At 56.5% G+C, this 20,638-nt stretch carries 15 protein-coding genes and 2 pseudogenes; 11 read left to right on the top strand and 6 right to left on the bottom strand.

The window, feature by feature from the left end; genetic code table 11:
• The first annotated feature begins 642 nt into the window (after positions 1 to 642).
• Positions 643 to 1,740, top strand: coding sequence for a hypothetical protein (locus tag K6I40_RS06985; RefSeq protein ID WP_222913938.1), 1,098 nt, complete (start codon positions 643 to 645; stop codon positions 1,738 to 1,740).
• 294 nt (positions 1,741 to 2,034) lie between these two features.
• Here K6I40_RS06985 and K6I40_RS06990 read toward each other — a convergent pair whose 3' ends face one another.
• On the bottom strand, positions 2,035 to 3,777 hold the full coding sequence (locus tag K6I40_RS06990; RefSeq protein WP_222913940.1) for a BCCT family transporter: 1,743 nt from the start codon (positions 3,775 to 3,777) through the stop codon (positions 2,035 to 2,037).
• A gap of 408 nt (positions 3,778 to 4,185) precedes the next feature.
• On the opposite strand from K6I40_RS06990, the gene K6I40_RS06995 reads away from it, so the two are divergent.
• From K6I40_RS06995 to K6I40_RS07000, 3 genes and pseudogenes are all read left to right on the top strand, one after another.
• On the top strand, positions 4,186 to 5,037 hold the full coding sequence (locus tag K6I40_RS06995; protein ID WP_222913942.1) for an NAD+ synthase: 852 nt from the start codon (positions 4,186 to 4,188) through the stop codon (positions 5,035 to 5,037).
• A gap of 452 nt (positions 5,038 to 5,489) precedes the next feature.
• Positions 5,490 to 5,618 (top strand): annotated as a pseudogene (locus K6I40_RS28960) (site-specific integrase); the annotation flags it as partial.
• A 1,394-nt stretch (positions 5,619 to 7,012) separates the two neighbouring features.
• Entirely contained in the window at positions 7,013 to 8,185 is a 1,173-nt protein-coding gene (locus K6I40_RS07000) for an ISH3 family transposase (RefSeq protein WP_222913236.1), read from the top strand.
• Between the two features lie 1,338 nt (positions 8,186 to 9,523).
• Here the strand turns inward: K6I40_RS07000 and K6I40_RS07005 are convergent.
• Entirely contained in the window at positions 9,524 to 10,354 is an 831-nt protein-coding gene (locus K6I40_RS07005; protein WP_222913921.1) for an IS5 family transposase, read from the bottom strand.
• A gap of 87 nt (positions 10,355 to 10,441) precedes the next feature.
• Here K6I40_RS07005 and K6I40_RS07010 point away from each other — a divergent pair, with 87 nt between their 5' ends.
• Positions 10,442 to 10,735 carry a hypothetical protein gene (locus K6I40_RS07010; protein WP_222913944.1) on the top strand — a complete coding sequence of 98 codons (294 nt, stop codon included), beginning with the start codon at positions 10,442 to 10,444 and terminating at the stop codon, positions 10,733 to 10,735.
• Here K6I40_RS07010 and K6I40_RS07015 read toward each other — a convergent pair.
• Positions 10,732 to 13,188 (bottom strand): hypothetical protein, encoded by a 2,457-nt coding sequence (locus K6I40_RS07015; protein WP_222913946.1) that lies wholly within the window; start codon positions 13,186 to 13,188, stop codon positions 10,732 to 10,734. The two genes, K6I40_RS07010 and K6I40_RS07015, sit on opposite strands and share 4 nt — an antisense overlap.
• 139 nt (positions 13,189 to 13,327) lie before the next feature.
• A pseudogene (locus K6I40_RS07020) lies at positions 13,328 to 14,389 on the bottom strand (ISH6 family transposase); the annotation flags it as partial.
• A 133-nt stretch (positions 14,390 to 14,522) separates the two neighbouring features.
• On the opposite strand from K6I40_RS07020, the gene K6I40_RS07025 reads away from it, so the two are divergent.
• The 5 genes from K6I40_RS07025 to K6I40_RS07050 all read left to right on the top strand — a co-directional run bounded on the left by K6I40_RS07025 (position 14,523) and on the right by K6I40_RS07050 (position 17,103).
• On the top strand, positions 14,523 to 14,810 hold the full coding sequence (locus tag K6I40_RS07025) for a winged helix-turn-helix domain-containing protein (protein WP_222913948.1): 288 nt from the start codon (positions 14,523 to 14,525) through the stop codon (positions 14,808 to 14,810).
• Between the two features lie 54 nt (positions 14,811 to 14,864).
• Positions 14,865 to 15,167 carry a hypothetical protein gene (locus K6I40_RS07030; protein ID WP_222913950.1) on the top strand — a complete coding sequence of 101 codons (303 nt, stop codon included), beginning with the start codon at positions 14,865 to 14,867 and terminating at the stop codon, positions 15,165 to 15,167.
• A 172-nt stretch (positions 15,168 to 15,339) separates the two neighbouring features.
• Positions 15,340 to 16,251: a plastocyanin/azurin family copper-binding protein gene (locus K6I40_RS28205; RefSeq protein ID WP_255681504.1), complete on the top strand. Its 912-nt coding sequence runs from the start codon at positions 15,340 to 15,342 to the stop codon at positions 16,249 to 16,251.
• 103 nt (positions 16,252 to 16,354) lie between these two features.
• Positions 16,355 to 16,870: a bacterio-opsin activator domain-containing protein gene (locus K6I40_RS07045; protein WP_222913953.1), complete on the top strand. Its 516-nt coding sequence runs from the start codon at positions 16,355 to 16,357 to the stop codon at positions 16,868 to 16,870.
• Positions 16,871 to 16,923: 53 nt separating this feature from the next.
• On the top strand, positions 16,924 to 17,103 hold the full coding sequence (locus K6I40_RS07050) for a hypothetical protein (RefSeq protein ID WP_222913955.1): 180 nt from the start codon (positions 16,924 to 16,926) through the stop codon (positions 17,101 to 17,103).
• 1,309 nt (positions 17,104 to 18,412) lie between these two features.
• On the opposite strand, the gene K6I40_RS07060 is transcribed toward K6I40_RS07050, so the two are convergent.
• Positions 18,413 to 19,396 (bottom strand): hypothetical protein, encoded by a 984-nt coding sequence (locus K6I40_RS07060; protein ID WP_222913958.1) that lies wholly within the window; start codon positions 19,394 to 19,396, stop codon positions 18,413 to 18,415.
• Between the two features lie 214 nt (positions 19,397 to 19,610).
• Between K6I40_RS07060 and K6I40_RS07065 the strand changes: the two genes are divergently transcribed.
• Positions 19,611 to 19,958 carry a hypothetical protein gene (locus K6I40_RS07065; RefSeq protein WP_222913960.1) on the top strand — a complete coding sequence of 116 codons (348 nt, stop codon included), beginning with the start codon at positions 19,611 to 19,613 and terminating at the stop codon, positions 19,956 to 19,958.
• A 109-nt stretch (positions 19,959 to 20,067) separates the two neighbouring features.
• On the opposite strand, the gene K6I40_RS07070 is transcribed toward K6I40_RS07065, so the two are convergent.
• On the bottom strand, positions 20,068 to 20,583 hold the full coding sequence (locus K6I40_RS07070; protein WP_255681686.1) for a site-specific integrase: 516 nt from the start codon (positions 20,581 to 20,583) through the stop codon (positions 20,068 to 20,070).
• Between the last annotated feature and the right edge of the window lie 55 nt (positions 20,584 to 20,638).

Here is a 20,638-nt window from a genome sequence, read left to right on the forward strand (position 1 = left end):
CCACGCGAACGCATTTCAAGCCTACGACGACACGAGGTCGTCTACTCTGTCCCTATCATGGGTGGAGTAAAAGACCTTTCGTCGTCGTTCGATCTGTGCATGGGGTGTTGTGGCGTGTTAGGACACTCAAGCCACAAGAATGATGGAAACACGAACGACGGAAGCGAACGAATCGGCGCCGAACTCGAGCAGCTCGACGACTCGAGAAATTTTCACCCTCTCCAGACCCGCGAGAGTCTAAGGAGATAGAAGAAACCCGCCGAAACGCCGGAAACCACGAGCGAGAGCACACTAGCGCTCGAGCGATTGCGGCGACGCTTGCTCACTACTACTACGTCACAGTACGTGACGTTGCTCTCTCAGAGGTGGTTCGATGAGTTCCACGAATACCCTCGGTCTTCGTTGGAAGCGTCCTCCGGAGTGGGAGAAATTCGAGAGAGCGGCTCACGATATTTTCCCGTCACGGGACTCAGCAACCGGGTATCTCGTAGAATTGGCGTGGCACGATTTTCGAAGTGACCACAAAGCCGAGGAGATAGTCAGTCGACTTCTCGAGGCAGTCGGTACGAACTCGGCTCCCGAAGAGGGTAAAAAATTCTCACGCGGTCTCGAGACGTCGGTGATGGTCGAACAACCGTTCGAGTGAGTTCGTCGGTCAAAGAGGAGATGGCTGACTTTGCTGACGAGAAAGACGTCGCGAACTACGAGATTCTCCGCGCGGTCGTGTGTTATCGTCTCGATGGTGGGGCACTTGGATGGGTCGGTCGACAGCTCAAAAAACTCGAAACACGACTCGATCTCGACACGGACGTCTCACTCGATGACCCAACGCGAAAGCGAAACAAGATCATCGATCGACTGCGCGAACTCGCCGGCGACGGCGAACTCACGTCGTTCACGCTCGAGGAATTCAATGAAGCAGTCGAGACCCATCCCAATCTGAAGATATCGGCGTCGAAGCACACTCGCGAGCGGCACCTTCCGAACGTGCTCGACGAACTCGAGTTCACGTGGCACCCGTCCAAGTCGAATCTGTTCGTCTCGACGGACGAGATCGATATCCCGGACGTTCGCGATCCGCGTTCGAAACCGAAAGCGATGCTGAGCGAGGCAGACAAGCGACTCGCGGTCAAGGTCGATGCACTCGAGAAACTCGCGAGTCTCTCCGACTCTCGCGAGCGATACCAGTACACCAAGGACGAGGCAGTCGGGATCAACGGGCTCGCCTACAACAACGCGGGCAAGTACATGCGGCAGGTCGCTGATTCGCCGGGATTCTCGTTCAACGAGGACAACGACGTCCTCCGAGTAACCAAGCGCGATATCCTGAAGACGGAGATCGCGAACGACGACGCACTCGAGATTATCGGACACCTCGCGATCGAAACCGAGAGCAAGGCCGATCGAGACGCCGAACTCCCGGATGAGAGCGGTCAAGAGTGGCTCGAGTCGACACTCGAGGAACTCGAAGACGTCGATGTTGAGGAGGTCCCCGAGCCCGCTCTCGAGACCGTCGTTCAGAACAAGATCGCACGGGCGCGATATCCTGACGAGATCGACGAGACGGACACAATATCTGGCGAGGCAGTCGAGAGAGTGACCGGTGAGGAGATCGAGACCGTGATCGAGACGCTCGGTCTGGGCGATAGCGAGCCCGATGAACTCGCGAACGTCGATGACCAGCTCGAGGTGCTCGAGGCTGGTCGCAAGGCAGCGGCAACGGACGGAGGATATGAGTGATGATGGTTCCCGGCGCGGTGGTCTGGTTTGATGAGGCGGTCGAAAATCTCGCGTGTCGTCACGGCGTGCTCTCGGCGGAGGATCGAGAGTTTCGCGAGACGATCGCGGCGATAATGATCGCCGACACGCACCCAGAACTCGAGGATCCGGATAATGTCAGGGAGAATGATATTACCGCCGAACCCGTCCATCTGTTCGTGAGCGAGGTCGTGTTGGGGATGCTGCTGCAATCCGGGATAATTCGTGTTGGTCTGCGACGCGTTCGGCTTCCTCGAGGATCGTCGGCAATCTCGGTCAGTCGTCTGCACTCTCAGAAGTCTCCCGAATGTCGGTCACGACTTCGGACCGGGATCTGTCGATGGCAACGTCCTCGTCCGTGATATCCTGAACGCGGTCGGCGAACTCCTCGGATTGGAGAAGTTCGTACTCCGTCTGAAGTCCGAGATACATCGTATAACACATCACGATGAGGACGAGTGAGAACGGGAAACCGGTCGCGATTGCTGCGGTCTGGAGGGCGTTGAGACCCCCGCTGTACAGCAACAGGGCGGCGACGACGCCTTCGGTGATCGCCCAGAAGATACGCTGGGTCTTCGGCACGTCATGTTTCCCGCCGGAAGTCAAGTGGTCGATGACCAGCGAGCCAGAGTCCGAGGACGTGACGAAGAACATGGCCACGACCAAGATGGCTAGCAGCCCGAAGACGGCGCCGAACGGAAACTGGTCTAGCAGGGCGAACATTGCGACCGTCTGGCCAGCTTGTTCGTGGGCTGTGAGGACCGCGCCGTTACCCTGTAGCGAGTTGAACAGTGCACTCCCCCCGAAGGCGGCGAGCCAGACCGTCGAGAACAGCGACGGAATAACGAGGACGCCGACGACGAACTCCTTAATGGTCCGTCCTCTCGAGATGCGAGCGATGAACGTCCCGACGAACGGCGACCAGGCGATCCACCACGCCCAGTAGAACACCGTCCAGTCGTTGACCGTCGACGATCCGTCACTAAGAGTGCCGGTGAAAAACGCCAGCGACGGGAGGTTGGTGAAGTACGACCCGAGCCCTTGCACCCAGGCGCCGAAGATGAAGACGGTCGGCCCGACAAGGACCACGAATCCGAACAGGGCGAACATCAGGTAGACGTTCAGCGTGCTCAGGCGCTTGACGCCGCCTTCCAAGCCGGCGGCGACGGAGGCCGTCGCGATGGTGGTGATGATGGCGATAAGCAGTATCTGTGGGACCGTTCCCGTCGGGACGCTTACGACGCCCAGGATGTCACCAAGGATGTACGAGAGCCCGGTGTTGATCTGTTTGACACCGAGGCCAAGTGACGTCGCGAGGCCGAACAGCGTCGCGAACACGGTTACAAGATCGATGAGATGTCCTGGCCAGCCGTAGATACGGTCGCCAAGCAGCGGCCAGAATATCGATCGGAAGGTCAGGGGGAGGCCGCGGTTGAACGAGAAGAACGCCAGACTGAGCCCAACCAGTCCGTAGATTCCCCACGGGTGAATTCCCCAATGGAAGAACGTCTGCGTCAAGGCTGCGACGCCCGCCATCCCCGTCCCCGCTTCGGCGTCGAAGAACCCAGGAACGTCGGAGTAGTAGACCATCGGCTCCGAGACGCTGTAGAACATCAGCCCGATACCCATGCCTGCGCTGAACAGCATCGCCATCCACGAGAAGTCGCTGAATTCCTTCTCGGCCTCGACGCCACCGATTCGGATCTTCCCGTATTTGCTGAACGCGAAAAACAGGAGGACAGCGATGAAGAAGTTCACCGAGAGGAGGTAGAACCAGCTGAAGTTCCCTTCGAAGAAGCTCCGAACGTCTGAGTATACCGTGGCCGCCTGTTCGCCGAGGAGGACGGTCGCGGCGACGAACACGGCGACCAGCAGGAGTGTGACCGGGAAGACGACTGGGTGCACGTCGAATCCCCACTTCTGGACGTTCGTGTCGCCGGGATCGCGTTCGGACTCCGGGTGGAACAGATCCATCTGGAGACCCTCCGTCAGCCCGCCAGAGTCGTCATTGTCGTCCATCTGTCACCCGCTCCTGTTCCGGTTTGGCTGTCGTTCAGTCGGCCTCGAATCGGGCCGCTCCGCTTGTGGGACGACGGTCAGTTCGACGGCTGGGGATGTCGAACTGGGGATGGTATTCGGTCGGTCAAGTGCTTGATACGCCTGCGGTGTCGCTGCTGTGTTTGTGTCCTTGCGCAGCATCGGCTGTTCAGTTCGTTGCATTCAGCACTGGCTTGTTGTTGTCCACCTGAATTCGGACGGGAAAAGCGATGCAGTCGGGTTCTCAGATGCGAGTTCTTCTTACCTCACGTCCACCTGCTTAACACACTTGAATGTTCGCGTAGCAGCTGTCAGAACTGGTGAATTCGCCAACTGAACGTCTCCCCTTCGAATCGCTTTTCCGTGTCAAGGCGAGACGTTCCGGGCATCATGGCGAACCTCTACGAACAGACCCAGCGCGAGATTGACCCACTCGACCTCCGCTTCTCCGAGAGCGAACTCGAAGCACGCGTCACCCACCTCACTGACTTCATCGCCGCACAAGTCGACGCAGCTGGCGTCGACGGCGCACTTATCGCGCTCTCAGGCGGTATCGACAGTACAGCGACCGCCCACCTTGCGGTCGAGGCCCTCGGTGCAGACGCAGTCCACGGCCTCCTTCTACCGAAAGAGGTCAACGAGGACGCGAACATGAGCGACGCCAAACAGGCCGCCCGTGAACTCGGCATCACGTACGACGTTCTCGAAATCGACGGCATCGTCGACGAGATCCTCGACACATACGATGCGGAGCCGGACGACAACTCTGAGGGCCGCTGGGAAGGACGACACGTCGGGAATACGAGTGCCCGCGTCCGAATGACACTGAACTATCTCGTCGCAAACTACGAGAATAAACTAGTTCTCGGAACGGGGAACCGCGCCGAACTCGGCACCGGCTACGTGACGAAATTCGGCGACGGAGGCGTTGACTGTAACCCGCTCGGGAACCTCTACAAACAGCAGGTTCGGCAAGTCGCCGCCCACCTCGGGGTCGACGAATCCCTCGTTCAGAAGACGCCGACCGGCGGCATGGTCGACTACGATACTGATGAGGAGGAGTTCGGTATTGACTACGACACCCTCGACGCGATCCTCGCACTCCACGTCGACGGCGGTGTCCCCGCCTCGGCCACTGCCCGCTTCACGGGCACCTCCGTTGACGACGTCGAGCACATCGTCGAAATGCACGAGCAGAGCGAACACAAGCGTACGCCACCATTGGCCCCAGAACCTCTGTAACCTAGAACGGGCGTGCTCACTTGTTTTCGAGTGCTGCGTAAATATCCGCGTAGTAGCGTCTGTCAGGCTTCCTCATTTCGAGGACGTCACCGAGACAATCGACAAGTAGGACGGCGATGTCTGGTCCGATGAAGCAAAACAAGCGGCGACGCGAGAACTCCGCAAGTTCTGGGACGATAACGGGGATGAGAAGTGATGGCGACCAGCGGTGACATGGTCGAGATGAAAGCCGAGTTCGAGCGCCCGTTGACTGATGAAAAGGTCGCCGAGCGTTTCTGGGCGATTGCCGAGTTCTTGCAGGGAGACGATGAATGATAACGGGTTCGACATCCGCTGGCGTGGTGTCGATGGGAAGGCCAAAAACTCGCTTTTGAGCTGCACTGACGGCGGTTACATAGGGTCGAGTGCGTCCGCTATGTGGGAATATGGGAGCCGATTAGCCGCGAGCCGGTCGAAGACGTCACCCTCGAGTTGTCATGTCGGTCGGTGGCTGGGATTCGTTCCAAGCAATCGAACCCTATCTGAACGCACCCACTGCCGACGTAGTCAATGAGGCCTTCGAGAACGCTGGCCTAGCGTAACATTCGATCAACAGGGTGTCATAGAAAGTTTCCATACCCTCTCTCTGTGACTACCCGACAAACGGTAAGTACAGGCGAAGGCGTTACCGCGACGAGCATCTGCGAACGAAGTGAGCAGTTCACCGCCGAAGCGGGCGAAGCCCGCGGAGGCGGTCTTTTAGCGTAGATTTTTGCAAGCGGTTCGAGCGACCGAAGGGAGCGAGGATCCGCAGCAAAAAGGTACTTGTGCACATGTAGTGAACGGGTAGTTCAGACCAGATTGCGTGAAAAGAACTCCATTCGGATCGTTCTCTGACACCTTCTGGAACAAGCAAGATGGACAGTCCCCTACTGTTGCTCGAGTTCAGTGATACGCTGGCGCCAGGGCTGACAGTCCCCCTGTCGCGTGTTGGCCGACGCGACGCCGTATCGCTCGTGGATGGTCTCACTGAACTGGAGCTCGCAATTGACAGTCCCCTACTGCTGTCGAGTTCACTCTTGAACTCGAGTCCCCGTGATTTGCTGTTACTGGAACCGTGGTGTTTCGCACAAGATGGCACCCAACTAGTGGACCGTCCAGTAAGTTCCTACCCGGTTACGTAGCGAGTCTCACGGTAGACACGAGGAGGGGAGCACTCCGCTGCCAAGAGTCGTCCCCATCTATCAGTTCCCTAATTGGTACAAATTAACTGGCAGGTTCACTAGCTCCAGCAACTATCTAACTCGGACAGTTCGTGATTCTTCTGGGGCATTCCACCCTAACTTACTCCAGATATTCCGCCACTTCGTTGGATACTTTCTGTGAATCGTCAAGTCCTGTCCATCTATACAAAAGTAGAGCGACCCCTCTCTTGGCCCGTGACTGTTGCAAGCCAATACGTATTCCACTTTGTAGCAGCCATCATTGGCGAATTCGGGGTGGTCGTAATACAACGAGAATATATCTCCTTCATAGATTATATTTTCAATGTACAGGTCGTGGGGTTCGCTTTTGGCACCAATAAACCCGTACGTGCGCTCTTCATCGATTTATAGGGTTGTCTCGCAAACCTCATTAATTGAATCACCATCATCAAACCACCAATCGAAAAGTGTAAAACTGAGATAGACATCTTCAGCCGAATCATTCCCGGCATTTACCAGGGAAAGCTCGGCAGAGATTGTTGTCGAATCTGGACCGGTTATAGGGTCGTGATCACCAGGTGTAGCATCTAATAGAAGTTCTGGTCGATTATAGAAATATCTATGATATGCTAATCCCGTCCCCAACAGAGCCACTACCGCTGCCATCTCCGCACTTAGTAGGACAGTCCCGATCCAATCGAGAAACACTCCAATAGTCGGTAGTTCCCATCGAATCAGAAGTTAGTCGAGACTGATGAGGTTAGATTCTCAGGAAGCGTCTGAATGGGTGTATGAAGTGCCTCTACCATCCAGACACCGTTCTTACGGCCTCTGACCTTGAAACCTTAGCGCTTGATCTCCTCTCTGAGATCCCGATCCCCGGAGTCGAAGGCTGCGGCTTCGACTCCGGGATTATCCGACAGACGCTCCTCCAGGCCGCTGTCGATCAGAAATCCATCAAGGCTGTCACTGACACCACTCGTGGAACGTACTCCGATGACTACACGCTTGCCCAACTTCACACGGTCCCGCCTGCTGAACTCGAAGCAATCGCTAACCGCCTTCTCTGTCAGCAGGCGGCGATGATCCTCGGCGCTGGGCCGAGGATCATCTGCCTCGACTTCGTCGATATCCATTATCATGGCTGTCCACACGCTGAACCTGGTGTAATCTGTCACACGAAGCCTCGCGATGGCACCTCCCAGTGCCATCGCTACCTTGCTGGATTTGTTCTTTGTCGGGCCAAACCACTGGTCGTCGCAGTCACACCCGTTCGTGGTGATGAACCGAAGAGCGACGCGGTCGAGCGAGTGCTCGACCACGTCGCGGCCCTCCCCTTTGATGTCGCTGGCGTTCTTGCCGACCGTGGGTTCTACGACGGAACGTCGATCGAGCGACTGAATGCAGTCGCATCAGTCGCTCTTCCAGTCGTGCGGCGCGGAAAACAGATGGCAGAGAAACTCGACACGACGGTGTCCTACTGGACGGAGTACGTGATGTACGAGGGGAGCGAGCGGGAACTACGCTTCCCGCTCGCGGTCTGTGTCTCCTACCAGCAGGGCAATCGAGGTAAACACGGCTTGCTCGTTCGGGCGTACGTGGCGTGCGATCTGACCGATCGCACGCCGAAAGATGTCGAAGCACTCTACCAGAAGCGCTCAGCGATCGAGACAGCTTTCCGAACGATACGTGAAGCGCGTGCACGAACCAGCACGACTGATCCAGTCGTGCGGCTGTTGTTCGTTCTGGTGAGCTTCCTGTTGCGGAATCTCTGGGTGATCGTTCGGTGGGGCGTGCTCGCCACGCCGCAGCGCGGCGGGCGAGCACTGCCTGTCTGGTTCCGGTTCGAGGTCTTCCGCGAGTGGATTGATCACGCACTCGACGACACGTTACGGCGGAAATGGGAAGCACCGACGAACTGTACCGGGATTCCGGCGACCTATAGCCAGCTGGACGCGGGCTGAGATCGCCCGCGTCCAGCGGCAACCCTATACCGGAGCGACGGCCTCGCATCGTGTCTGGCGCGACGGCTCTCTCACTGTCGTGAGATCGCCGTCTGAGCGTGCCGCAGGGAATCACTCGGTCTGATCTCTTTCAGTCCTTCTAAAAATCGAGTCAGCAATCAGGATCGATGGGAACTACCGATAGTAGCTGTTATCTTGGTGAGCCAATCCATTGCAAATTCTAGCATTCTCAGGAAGATGATTCCAGGCTTAAATAGTCCGTCGCTTTGACCCGACTTATCGCCCTTGGTACTGTTGGCACTCCATCAGTGCATCAAGATGTGATGAATTGACCTGTGTCGCTCACGTCGGCACCCAAGATGCCGGTAGCACTGGCTGACACCCCACGCTGACGCTTTGCGTCTTTGTCGGTCTGTTCCGGCAGCAGAGGACTGTCCTCACTCTTGTCGGTGGAGACTGTCCTGTGTAGTCACAGCCATGCTTTGCTGGTCCTCACTCGGTCCCTGGGGTTTCCTCATTGCTGTCCGCTACGTCCTGCTGTTGCGGCCTCTCGCTTTGCGGTCTTTTGCTGTGCGGTACACTGGCCTGGTCTGCTGGCGGCTTGCTGTCCTCCTGGTGTTGACTGTTCCGCTGGCGGTACACTCTGCTTTGGGGCCACTGCTCGCATTGCTGGACTGTCCCCCCTTCATCTCTGCATCTTTCCGCTCTGGGTCCGGCACACCCTGACTGTCCCACAGTCTCATTCGGCTGTCTTCCTCGCCGTCGCTCTCGAGTGGACTGTCCCACTGCTGGTTGTTCCCTACTCTGGGTACCTGGTGCTCACTCGAGTTTCCTTCGGCTCTGTGCGTCCGCTGGGGTGCCCCTGTTCGCGTCATCTCGTCCTCCCACTCTCTTGTGATCTCTTCGGGTGCCATCCTCTGCTGTGGTCGTGGCGTGATTCGTTCCACTCGCGTAGGGTTCTGTCTGCTTGGGTAGCGCTTCCGTCGCGTTGCTCGAGAGACTGATACGTCTCTGATTCTTTGCCCGGTTGACTTGTGGCCCCTGTGGTTTGATTGGTTCCTTATTGGTCGGTGTTTCTGGGATAGTTGGATAATAGTAGGATAATTACTAAGTAGATAGGCGTTATCTATAGGGTGTGGTCAATGTATGAGTTCCGAGAGTTCGGGCAAATTCGACGAGATTTCTGAGCAGATCACTGAGGATCGTGGAGCGTTGCTCACGGCTCTAAGTCGATCGGACAGTGACGAACGTTCGACGACAGAACTCCGCCGTGAAGCAGGGATCCCGTCGGGGAGTATGAGCTACCAGCTCTGTTGAATCGCTGTAAGGCGGTGGATTTCACTGTTTGACGGCACGTTTGATGTTGTAGACGACACACATCAGAGAAATTTCACGGAACTCTCGATACCAGTTACGCGCTCGCACGGCGTAGCCGAGCGAGCGCTTGACGGCTGAGTTGACGGTTTCGGCCATTGACCGCTGAGCGTACCGATCTTCATCAATGCGGGCGTTGTGTGCGTGATCGTACGGAGCGAAGATCCGGTGTTTGATCAGCGGGCGAATGTCGAGTTCACGGAGTCGTTCGCGGAGTTGTTGCTTGTCATAGCCCTTATCAGCGGCTAGAGACCGCAGATCGCCCGCGTTCCGGCGGGCGATCTGCTCACAGAGATCTGCGTCGCTGCCTTCTAACGTCGTCGAGCAGTGAAGATCAAGCACAGCTTGCGTTGCTGTATCGACGAGTTTTGTAACTTTGAGCGTCTGAACACGATAATTCGTTCGGTGGCAGTAGTGACGGCTTGCACGATCTCGTTCATAGAACGTAGCGTCGATCGCAGCGTGCTCAGAGAGGTCGTGTAGCTGTGCCGACTGGCACAGCAACACTCGACAAACGCTCATCTCGATCCGATCAAACGCCTTACACAGCGTAGATGGTGCGGGGAGATCGGCCGTATCAAGGCCGATCTCCCCTGTTATTTGCGGCATTTCCTTCAGCAGATCGATCGTCATTCGATAGGACGTATCGAGGTAAATCCGCAGACAATGCAGGGAAACGAGGGCATAGTCGGCGAATCCGCCGCCACCTTTCGGGGCGGCGGATTCGTCTCCATCGCCAGTAACGTTTTGAGCAATCGGCACAACTGCCCCAATGAAGCGGGAGATTTGGGTCATGAACAACTGAAGTCTCCCGCTTCAAGACCTTCGATTTAGCGAACCATTCCGCCGCTGTCTAGTGATTCAACACAGCCGAGCTACCACATGCAGACGCTCGTTGATCTTGGGCTAGTGGAAGTCGTCGGAGAGACCGAAGGGGAGGGAACGATCCCGGCGAACGTCTATTCCATTACCTCGCTCGGTCAGGAGTTCCTGGACTCGAGCCATTGGCGCTCGTTCCCGACGTATGATGATATAGAGCGACTCGAGAACCATGTGAGTAGTCTTGAGGACGAACTCGAGACTCTGAAAGACGTCGTCCGTCGCGGACTCGGTGATGACCTCCGGACAATCATCAGCGAAGAAGTCGAGAAGGAGTTGGAACAGCGGGAGCGTTAGTCGAGTGTTTCGAGCAACCCGTCAAGCGTCCCGGTTTCTTCGTCCTCTTCTGGATCGTCGTCTCCCGTCCCATCAGCACCGAGACTCTCGAGTGGGACAGTCATGCCGTCAATGTAGACTTGGAGCGAATCGCCATCAGACGGCACAACAAGGATGTGCCAGCCGTCGCCGTGATCTGGTAGTTCGCCGTCATCGAAGATGTGCTCGGGAATGACCGGGGTTTTGACCGTCCGAAGGTTCTCGGTCGCTCCAGGATCGACCGAAGGGTACCGGTCGGCGTCGGTGAAGATGCTCTCCACGTTGGGGAAGCGAGCATGCTCTTCGCCGGAGCTATCGCGAAGGATGTACTTGCCAGTCCGTTCGTTGCGAACCCAGACGTCTTCGCGAGCGCCGTCACGATAGATTTGCTCATCGTCGATGCTCAATGGGTGCAAGTTGTAGAAGCGCGTCTCTCCGTCCGGCTTGTGGTTCTCGTGCGCTCCCAGTGGCTCTTCAGCGAGCGTCTTCCATACGTTCGGTGCGATCGACTCGCGGGCGATGAACAGGCATTGCTCTCCGTCGTTGACGGCACTGGCAAGATTCTTTACCGTTTGGCCCTGTTTGGTGCTCCCAGTGGCCTTCTCGGCTTCGATCGAGACGTTATTCAGGTCGGTCAGCTGGGTAAGCACAGGTTCTTTCTCTTCAAATTCAGCCACACGGTTCGCGATCTCTCGAGCAGACGCCGAGTCGCCTAACTGCAGCGCATCGTCTAGGTTGGCCGTCGCATCAGGCATATCTGAGCCGTCTTGCTGGGGGATATCCACCAGAAGCCCGGTGTCCATCAACGGATCATAGGCGTCTCGAAGCAGCTGCTTGTGACCTTCGCCGCCGTTGTTCTCCTGGACGCTTTCATCGTCGTCAGCGAGGGAGTTCCCGCCAGAGAAGATAGCCTGCTTCCCCTGCTCGGTACACCGAACGTATAGCTTCCCGCCACGGTCCTCTCGTTCGATCTCACGGGCAGAGAGGTAGTCCAGAGCCGAGGAAACCTTGGATGGAGTGGAGACGTCCACATCGTACAGGTAGTCGTCCAGGCGCTCCGGGACGTCGTTTAGGAACACAAAGCCATCGTCGGACCCCTGTCGGAGCGCTTCGTCGTAGATCGCCTTGCACACTCGAGATTGTTGCCATGGTGTGAGGGTCGTACTCTCGGCTTCTTGTCTACTTGGTGTCCCGAAGAAATGGGATTCGTCCTTGATCTCTTCTGGACTCTCTGGGATCTCCCCATACTGTTCTACGGAGCGGCGCTTGAGGTCGAGTACGTCGGTATCGCTCATGAGAGCGGCGTTGCCTACTTCGCTCCGTACCTCGCGAACGGGCGGGAATGTGTTGACCCGGTAGGAGTGCGTGAAGTCGTCGTTATCGTCGTGGGTCCGCATGTACATGGAGTACCGCGAGAGATTCGAGAGGTCCGAGTCGTCGATCGTATGCTGGCCGGCGATATACTTCGCGTCCTGTCCACTGGTTCCGAAGCTAACGAACGTCTCAATCTGACTCTCGACGGCATTTGTGAGGCTCTCGGGGAGCTGGTAACTCGGTGCCTGACAGGCAAGGACGAACCAGAGCCCGTAGCCGCCGGCCTCAGAGAGCATTTCATCGACGTTGGACTCTCGAGTTACCGCCTTGTCGAACTCGTCCCACACGCAGAAGAACGGATCCTCGTTCTCGCTCATCTTCTTCGCGTTGTAGAAGCGCCGAACGAGCGGCGTCGTGATGAAGTTCTTCTCGGTTTCCCCGAGCGAGGGATCCAACCGTAGGACCGCTATCTTCCCGTCATCGACGATATCCTGGATCCGGATCGTCGGCTCTCGAGTGGAGAGCATGGTCCGGAGCGTCGCGTTGTGGACGACATTATCCATGCGGCCGGCCAACGGCTCGAGGTCAGCGTCTTCCTTCTCCTTGATCCGGTCGGCTGTCTCCCGGATGAAGTGGACCCGTTCTTCGTTCATCCAATCGGCGAATTGCTCGAGGTTATCCTGAGACGAGCATGCTGCAGCAAGATCGACGGGAGTGCATGTCTTCCCCGATTGCGTCATTCCCCGGATCAGCGTCCGCGTGACGCGACTCATGAGCGCTCCCCAGTAGTTATCGGACCCGCCGGTCTGGGCGAACGCAGCGGACATGTCATCGGCCAAGCTCTCTACGTAACTCGAGTGAGCGACTGATCCCGGCTCAAGCTCATCGGGAACCTCGAGGAGATTGAACCGGACCATTTCTTCGAAATCATCACCAGTGTCGATAAAGACAAAGTCCTCTTCTGTCCGATCCTCCGGCCACTCGGCGATGAACTCCTCATCATCGGCGAAAAAGCGGCGTTGCAGGATATAGAGCCCGATCAATGCGGCGACCCCTCCGAGGAGGACGATGAAGTTGGGTAGTGCAGACTCGCTCGGCGTTGGGACAGGCCCAATTGACATTGGCTTTCCCCCGCCACCGCCGCCGCTCTCGTAGAGCGCAATTGTGTACGTACCGCCGTAGGAGATCGGGGTCGAACCGTTCAGTTCCGCGCTAAGCGTTGCTATACTGCCGTCATTTTGGGTCCCGTCCCAAACTCGTCTAGAGTTCGCCTCTGGTAGCGTCAACTGACACCTCCATTGTGATGGCTGTTTTGGCTGATCGCTCGAGCAGTTCGTCGGCGAACGCCGCGAACTGCTCGGGATCGGCATACTGCACCAGATTCAACCAGAGAAGCGACTCTAACCCCGCTTCTGACCACCGCATCCATTGATTCTTACACCGCTTCGAAACTTCACCCCTGGCTCGTTCGACCACGTTTGACGTCCACGGAACCTGCTGTTGGTCAAGCGCGAGTTCCGCGAACGTCACAGTTGCTTCTGCCCATTCCTGGAGGTACGCCGTAGCTTTCGGGGAGTCTTGACGCTCTAACCTCCAGGCTTCCTTCCGGAGAGTCTCGAGCGTTTGGTCGATCCGCGAGCGAATCGCCAAACGCTCATTCCTCGGTGCATGGAGTGCAACAGAGTTCTTCAGATGGAACAGATCATCCGTAACGCCAGAGACGATTGCTTTCCGTTCGGAGAGCGGAAACGCATCATCTTTTCAGAGCTTGTACCCGAGCGTTCGACCGACGTGAACGAGATCGAGCTGGTGAGATCGATCACCACTCTCGAACGCATCGACGAGCGCCTTCTCGGCGTCACTGACGACCGTGGCGTCGTCAGTGACCGCCTCAGTCTCTTCGAGGGCTTCTGCTGTTTCATCCCAGGATTCGTTAACGTTGACGTCTAAGAGTGTGGTTTCTGTGTCGTCACTCTCGGCTGTTTGCCCGAGGGTGACGTTGACATCATGGTAGGAGCAGTGATCCTGCTGGCTATGACACTTCGTTCCATCAGGAACGACAGTGTCTGCGTTCGTCCCAGGAAGCCGATCACGAACGAAGTCACCGAGCTTGCTGCTGTATTCACGGACTCGCCGGTTGAGCGTCGAAATTGAGGGCATGGGAGTGAAGCCGTCGCCGTGGGCGACGGCATCACGATAGCTGAGCGAAGTAGCGAGTTCGGCAGCCTGGAGTGAGATATCCTCTTGATAGATGCGCTGGCCGTCGAAGTCGATAAGATCCTTGAGCGGACGGAAATAGGTCGGGTCGCCGTCGATAGCAGCCATTCGAGCAGTTCTCTGATTCACCAACAACGTGCTTCACAAGAGCGCTGTTTGATGTCGATTGCTTTACCGCGTTATCTGAGCCTTCAATCTGACCAAGTGTTTACAAGCTAGCTATCCGATATCCAAGTGGATGGACGGCGTTCTCTGGTATCTGCTTGCGAGTTCTCGCGGCGGTCCGACTCGCGTCCGGATCATCCGAGCGCTTAACGAGCGGCCGCGGAACGCCAACGAACTTGCGACCGAACTCGACATGGATTACACGACAATTCGCCACCATCTCGATGTGTTGCTGGACAACAACGTAGTCAGGACGGGCGGCGGCAACTACGGCACCGTGTACCTGTTCACCGATCAGGTGAAATCGAACTGGAATACTGTCGATGAGATCCTTGAGACAGTCGACCCAGAAGAGCCGTAATTTGGGACAAAATTTGGATAGCACCTATAACGATGACGACGAAATAGCAATCTGATGGAAGCCTGGCTCAACGCGGCGAGGGCGGCAGCGGGGGTGAATGTAGTACTCTTGCTCGCTCTTGGTTCGGTCTGGCTTCACAATTACCGGCAGCACGGTGCTCGCCACACGCTTGGGCTCCTCGTGTTTGCCGCGTTGCTCCTCGTTCAAAACGGTCTCTGGCTGTATTTCTACGTTCTTCACCCGGACTTCATCGGCTGGTTCGTCAATTCTGGTACTGACGTGCAGGTCGGTGTGACGATGTTGTGCGGTCTTGAGCTTGTTGCACTGCTGTTTTTAACCCGAATTACGTGGCTTTGACAGGTCTCTCGCCAACTTTGGACGAATTTTGGATGAAGTCCGGAAAATGACCTTATGCTGAAACGTCGACCGATCAGGTATGCGCCTGAACCGACGCACACTACTCGGGGCGACAGCTGGAGCGATCACCATGGCGGGATGCCTTGGGTCCGATAATTCGAGCGGCGAACCGGTGTCTAGTCCTGGCAACGAGAGTGGGAACGAAACTAACGGCGGAAACGAAACGGGCGACAATGGGTCATCCAGTGACCCAGCGGGTCCGACGGTGCAGGTCTACTGCCACTGTGATCGCGAGCCTATCCTCGTGGGGCCGACCGGCCAGACGCTGTACATGTTCGAGCAGGATACGCAGGGTGAAGGGGCGAGCGCCTGTTATGATGACTGCGCTGAGAACTGGCCGCCGCTGACGGTTGACGAGGAACCGACCGTCGGTGAAGACGTTGCGGCCGAGGTAACGACGTTCGAACGTGAGGACGGGTCGATGCAGGTGGCTGCAAACGGTTGGCCGCTGTACTACTTTGCTCGTGACCAGGCGTTGGGCGATGTCGAAGGCCAGGGCCTCAACGATGTCTGGTGGGTCCTTGACCCTGACGGGGCTTCCATCCGATCTGACCTCGGGTCGCATAGCCATGGTGGCGACGTGCCGGAAAGTCCGTCTGAGAACGCTGATGTCGCGATGGTGTCCGATGATGGACACCACTTCGATCCCCACCTTGTCTGGATCGAACCGGGCGGCACTGTGACGTGGACGCTGGAGAGCGGGAGCCATACGACGACCGCCTACTCTGCTGATGTAGAAAAACCACAGCGGATTCCCGACGATGCAGATGGCTGGGATAGCGGCATCCTGCAAGAGGAGGGAGACACGTTCGAACACACATTTGACGTTGAGGGTGTGTACGACTACTTCTGCCAGCCCCACGAAGGAATGGGGATGGTGGGAAGTGTGATCGTTGGCGAGCCAGATCCGCACGAACAACCCGGACTCGAACTACCCCAAGAGGACTTGCCAGACGGGGCGCGAGAGATGCTCGAACAGTTGAATCAGGCGGCAAACGAGGCACTCGGGCATACACACGAGTGATCGCCTGAGGACTCGGAGCGGCTACTCTCTATTAATCGCTAATCCCGAAAGTCACTGGCATAGGACAACGAGCAGATAATCCACTGGAACCTATAGTAGTCCTATGGTCGTACTCCTCGAATTCACGATCGATGCCGAGGGATTCGTAATAGGCGAGATTCTCAAGCAGGCAACGGGTGTCTATACCGTTGAATTGGAGCGGGTCATCCCGCTGGGTGAACGCCCTATCCCCTTCCTATGGGTGACAAGCGACGACCTCGATACGTTTGAAGAGAATGTCCTCTCACACCCTCTCGTGCAGAAGGTCCACAAACTGGAGCGAATCGATGATCACGGCCTCTATCGAATTGAATGGGCGGAGGACCCGCCCAACAATCTGCTCGTAGGCATCCAGAACACGAATGGAACCCTCCTTGATGCCCACGGCGGTGAGAACTGGTTTTCACCGATGTTCGCCAACATATGTCGGACGAAAACTGTTGTCAGGGGAAGGACAGCCGTCCACACATCGTCGCGGCTGATGGTGGCTAACGGGCCGATGAGATCTTTACTGCCCTCGCCGATAGGCAGCGACGGTGCGTACTCCACTGTCTCCAGAACGAAGAGCGGGCCTCACTGACCGATGTCGCGATGCAGATCGCTACGTGGGAATACGACGCTTCACCCGATGATATGCCAGACGAGGCGATCGAGGAATACAAGGTGATGCTTTTCCACCACCATCTCCCGAAACTCCGTGAAGCACGCCTTGTCGAATATGACGAGCGCTCGCAACAACTCCTCTTGCGTGAGTGTCCCGACCTCGTCGAGGTCTGCCTCGAACACTGTCAGGAGCAGGATCTCCCCGGCTGACCTACTCGAGATCATACAGAATAAGCGTACCCTCACCGCGAATAGTGACCTCCAGTCCCTCATAGAAGAACGTGATCACAACCACGTTACAGCTGCGGACGAGCGTATCAACGGCGTCAGTCGAAATGTGCTCTCTTAACGGTGTGAGGTCCATCGGGTCAGCGTCTCGAACACGAGCAACTGCATGGAGCAACGCTCTCGACGGTAACTCATCTTCTGTGAAGTCAAAGCGGTGTTCAGTCCCATGGTCTGTCATTATATTCCTCCAGACGGGGCGGCAGCAGTCCCCACAGGGTGTGGGACTATAACATGCATGGATGGGAGTGTAATGACTATTCATGGGGCCGTTAGAGCGTTCATGGAGCGCCTCGATCTCGCGGACCGAGATAAAGGATGGACTCTCGAGCACTATCCCCATGCTGCGAGCGCCGGGGGTAGAGACACAAACTGTCACCCACATATCCAATATAGAGGGAGATGGTGGACGATCCCGATCTCGGCTCCGGCGAGTTGCGTGATCCGGAGATCATGAAGGCGTGGAACGTGTGGTGCCGTCGAGGAGTCATTCTCCCGGGATACGCGAGGGACATCGCCAGACTGCGCCGCCTACACCGAGAATGGGGCCGAGAGGAAGAGCCGTTGCGGTAACGGAGCAGCCCACCAATAGGATTTACCGCTGGAAGACCCGGCCAAGAGTGAGAGAGAAAGGTTTCACTCCCAAACCATAGGACAGTACCCGCTCGAGCGCGACGCTCTCCTGAGGACTTATTGTGGCACAGTAACATGGTCTATATGCAGGGGCAGCTGGACATCCCCGGTTCAACCCCCTGCAGAGGAGGATTGAGCTACCTCGGCCACCACTTCCCGACGTAGCTTTTCAGTGCTATCGACGTCCTCGAGGTCGTCGCAGGAGACGTTTTCCCCAAGCGAAGACGGCACAGCCGAGTCGACCGACGATCGAGAATCGCAAGGCGGCAGAGGGAAAAATCCCCAGCAGAAATTTCACCTCACCCTCTGGCGAGTCGACCGACGGTTGCGAGGAGTAGATCGTGACTGTCGCCGAGCAGTTCGATGACCTTCCGAAGAAAGCGGTGACCGAGCCGGTGATCATGAATAAGACCGCACGGTCAAAGTATCCCGACGAAAAGCTCGAATCCGTTGATAATCGTCTCCTCATCGGGCTTCGAGAGGTAGGGCTCGAGGCTCTGATAGTCGTCCCAGCCACCGACTTCCATTACAACCCGTGGCTTCATCCGTTCCCGAACGAGCATCGTATGCGCGCAGTATCAGCGAAGGTCATGCGAGGAGATTACGATTGTGTTCCGACTGACGTCCCGGGGTTGAACTCCGTCAAGTCCTCAATCCGCTGTTCTAGTTCTCCAACTTCCTGCCGCAACTCCTCAGCTTCTGGATCGTCACTCAACGCCAGTTGGTCTTTCAGTCCTTGGAGACGGCTTTCCTTGCTTTCCTCGTCAACCTCGGCTTTGCGGACGTATTCGCGTTCGTCGATCTCGTACACCGCCGACTCTGAGAGTTCAGTCACCTCAAGCGCCTCATCGACCTTCTCGCGATCAACGGACATGAGCCGCTCGCGAGGGATACCGGCATCTTCGAGCACACGGAGCACCTCCTCGTCGGCTTTGAGCGAGCGGTTGCGTCGAGTCGTGCGTTGGACCGATCCATACTGGCCGTACACCGGCTTATCATGGTGAAGCCGGTCAAGAAGAACTTCACGAACCTCTGTGCGAAGGTCGCCCGCATTCCGTTGGACATCCGAGAGTAGTGTATAGAGATTGATGAGCACTGGCGTCTCCCACTCGTCGAGTTCCGCTGGATTATGCCGCTCGAGAGCGTCGATCAAGAGCAGCATGTCGGCGTAGACGTCAAGATCTGGTTCCGTCCGGTCTTGATTCTGCTCGTCAGTGGAGGGAGAGACACCCTTGATGAGTTGCGAGGTTGTTGGCTCGTCGGTCTCAGTGAGCGTCCCCGCCCGGTCGTTACACTCATAGCGAGGGTGAAGACTCAGAACTGCCGCGTACGGTTCCGCGTCCAGGGGGAGCCGTTGGAGGTCGAATGTGCCCCCAGAATCGGTGATTCGGCCGGCTAAGGTCTCGAATTGGTCGCGTTGCAACGGCTGCGAGTCGCCGGTATCGGTGAACTTAATCACGATACGGGACTCTTGAGCGCTGATAATACGAAACTGCTTCTCAGTGAGCGGTGTTGTGAGTGTGGCGTCCTCTCCAAGAGCATCGCATTCATCGAGGAGTGTCTGCCAGCTCGTCCCAAAAGGCATGGCCGTATGTAGTGGCCCAACGAAAAAACGTCTTCCCTTGCTCTACAGACCGTCATAGAGAGGTTTACCACCTCGACACTATCCTTGATCGAGAGGGTGTTATAGAATGATCCGCATGACGTTCTTTTCACTCAATCTGGAGCGAACTATCCGTTCACTACACGTGCGAACTGAACACCAGAAGTGTTATTTACTCATTCAAGTCATCTAATGTATGGGAGACGAAATTTCGTTTGATGGCCGGTCACTTGTTGGCGTTGCGAACGACGAAGACGGGGAAGTGGGTGCAGATACCGTCTTCCATTTTGAACAGGCCGGCGAACGAATCTATGCAAACTACTCTGGTGGCGATATTATAGATGGGCACTTGGTTGGGACATTCGATGGGGAACAATGGGACATCAGATACACCCAAATAAATACGGATAATGAAACCGCAACTGGCCACTCTGTTGGTGATGTCGAACTCCTCAACGATGGGCGTATTAGAGTTGAAGATAAGTGGGAGTGGGAATCAAAATCCGGTACTGGCGAGTCAATTCATGAAGAAATTGACCAGTAGATAGTCCTAACAAATCATATCTCGTCTGGTCACTACTTGACCTGTACTTACCGTTTGTCGGGTAGTCACAGAGAGAGGAACTTTTCTATGACACCCTGTTGGTCGAATGTTACGCTAGGCCAGCGTCCTCGAAAGCCTTATTGACTACGTCGGCAGTTGGAGCGTTCAGATAGGGTTCGATTGCTTGGAACGAATCCCAACCACCGACCGCCATGACAACTCGAGGGTTCACCTGCTTATCAACGAGAAGCCGCTGTGCATACCGGCGTCGGAGATCGTGAGAACTTACGTACTGATAGTCGTCATCACCCGTCTCGTCGGCTGTGCGTTCTGCTGTACGCTTTATAACTGCACGCACACCACGCTCAGTGAGATCGACCAGCGGCTCATCGCTATCGATATCTTCAGCGTTCTGATAGCGGTGGATGTCACCTTCCACGTCCTTCGGAAGATAGGCGTCTCGAGGCTTTCCGCCGTTGCCTGTGGTATCTTGTCCTTCAGGAACTCGAAGACGATAGTGCTCCCCGCCGTCGGTGCGTTTGACGTGTTTCGGCTTTACTTGGGGAATTTCAAACGCTCGAAGCCCAACGTAGTCACCCAACTGGATGGTGTCAATGACTGAAATTGAAACGTCGAAGTGGCATTCAGGATATCCGTTTCCGGACTCATCGACGAGTGGA

Source organism: Natrinema sp. SYSU A 869 (assembly GCF_019879105.1).
Lineage (GTDB): Archaea > Halobacteriota > Halobacteria > Halobacteriales > Natrialbaceae > Natrinema.

Bases quoted from the DNA above. Each gene is read 5' to 3' on its own strand.
- K6I40_RS07015 (WP_222913946.1), bottom strand. From the start codon at position 13,188: ATGTCAATTGGGCCTGTCCCAACGCCGAGCGAGTCTGCACTACCCAAC.
- K6I40_RS07050 (WP_222913955.1), top strand. From the start codon at position 16,924: ATGCCAGACGAGGCGATCGAGGAATACAAGGTGATGCTTTTCCACCAC.
- K6I40_RS07000 (WP_222913236.1), top strand. From the start codon at position 7,013: ATGAAGTGCCTCTACCATCCAGACACCGTTCTTACGGCCTCTGACCTT.
- K6I40_RS07010 (WP_222913944.1), top strand. From the start codon at position 10,442: ATGCAGACGCTCGTTGATCTTGGGCTAGTGGAAGTCGTCGGAGAGACC.
- K6I40_RS07045 (WP_222913953.1), top strand. From the start codon at position 16,355: ATGGTCGTACTCCTCGAATTCACGATCGATGCCGAGGGATTCGTAATA.
- K6I40_RS07065 (WP_222913960.1), top strand. From the start codon at position 19,611: ATGGGAGACGAAATTTCGTTTGATGGCCGGTCACTTGTTGGCGTTGCG.
- K6I40_RS06995 (WP_222913942.1), top strand. From the start codon at position 4,186: ATGGCGAACCTCTACGAACAGACCCAGCGCGAGATTGACCCACTCGAC.
- K6I40_RS07025 (WP_222913948.1), top strand. From the start codon at position 14,523: ATGGACGGCGTTCTCTGGTATCTGCTTGCGAGTTCTCGCGGCGGTCCG.
- K6I40_RS07060 (WP_222913958.1), bottom strand. From the start codon at position 19,396: ATGCCTTTTGGGACGAGCTGGCAGACACTCCTCGATGAATGCGATGCT.
- K6I40_RS07030 (WP_222913950.1), top strand. From the start codon at position 14,865: ATGGAAGCCTGGCTCAACGCGGCGAGGGCGGCAGCGGGGGTGAATGTA.
- K6I40_RS07005 (WP_222913921.1), bottom strand. From the start codon at position 10,354: ATGACCCAAATCTCCCGCTTCATTGGGGCAGTTGTGCCGATTGCTCAA.
- K6I40_RS06990 (WP_222913940.1), bottom strand. From the start codon at position 3,777: ATGGACGACAATGACGACTCTGGCGGGCTGACGGAGGGTCTCCAGATG.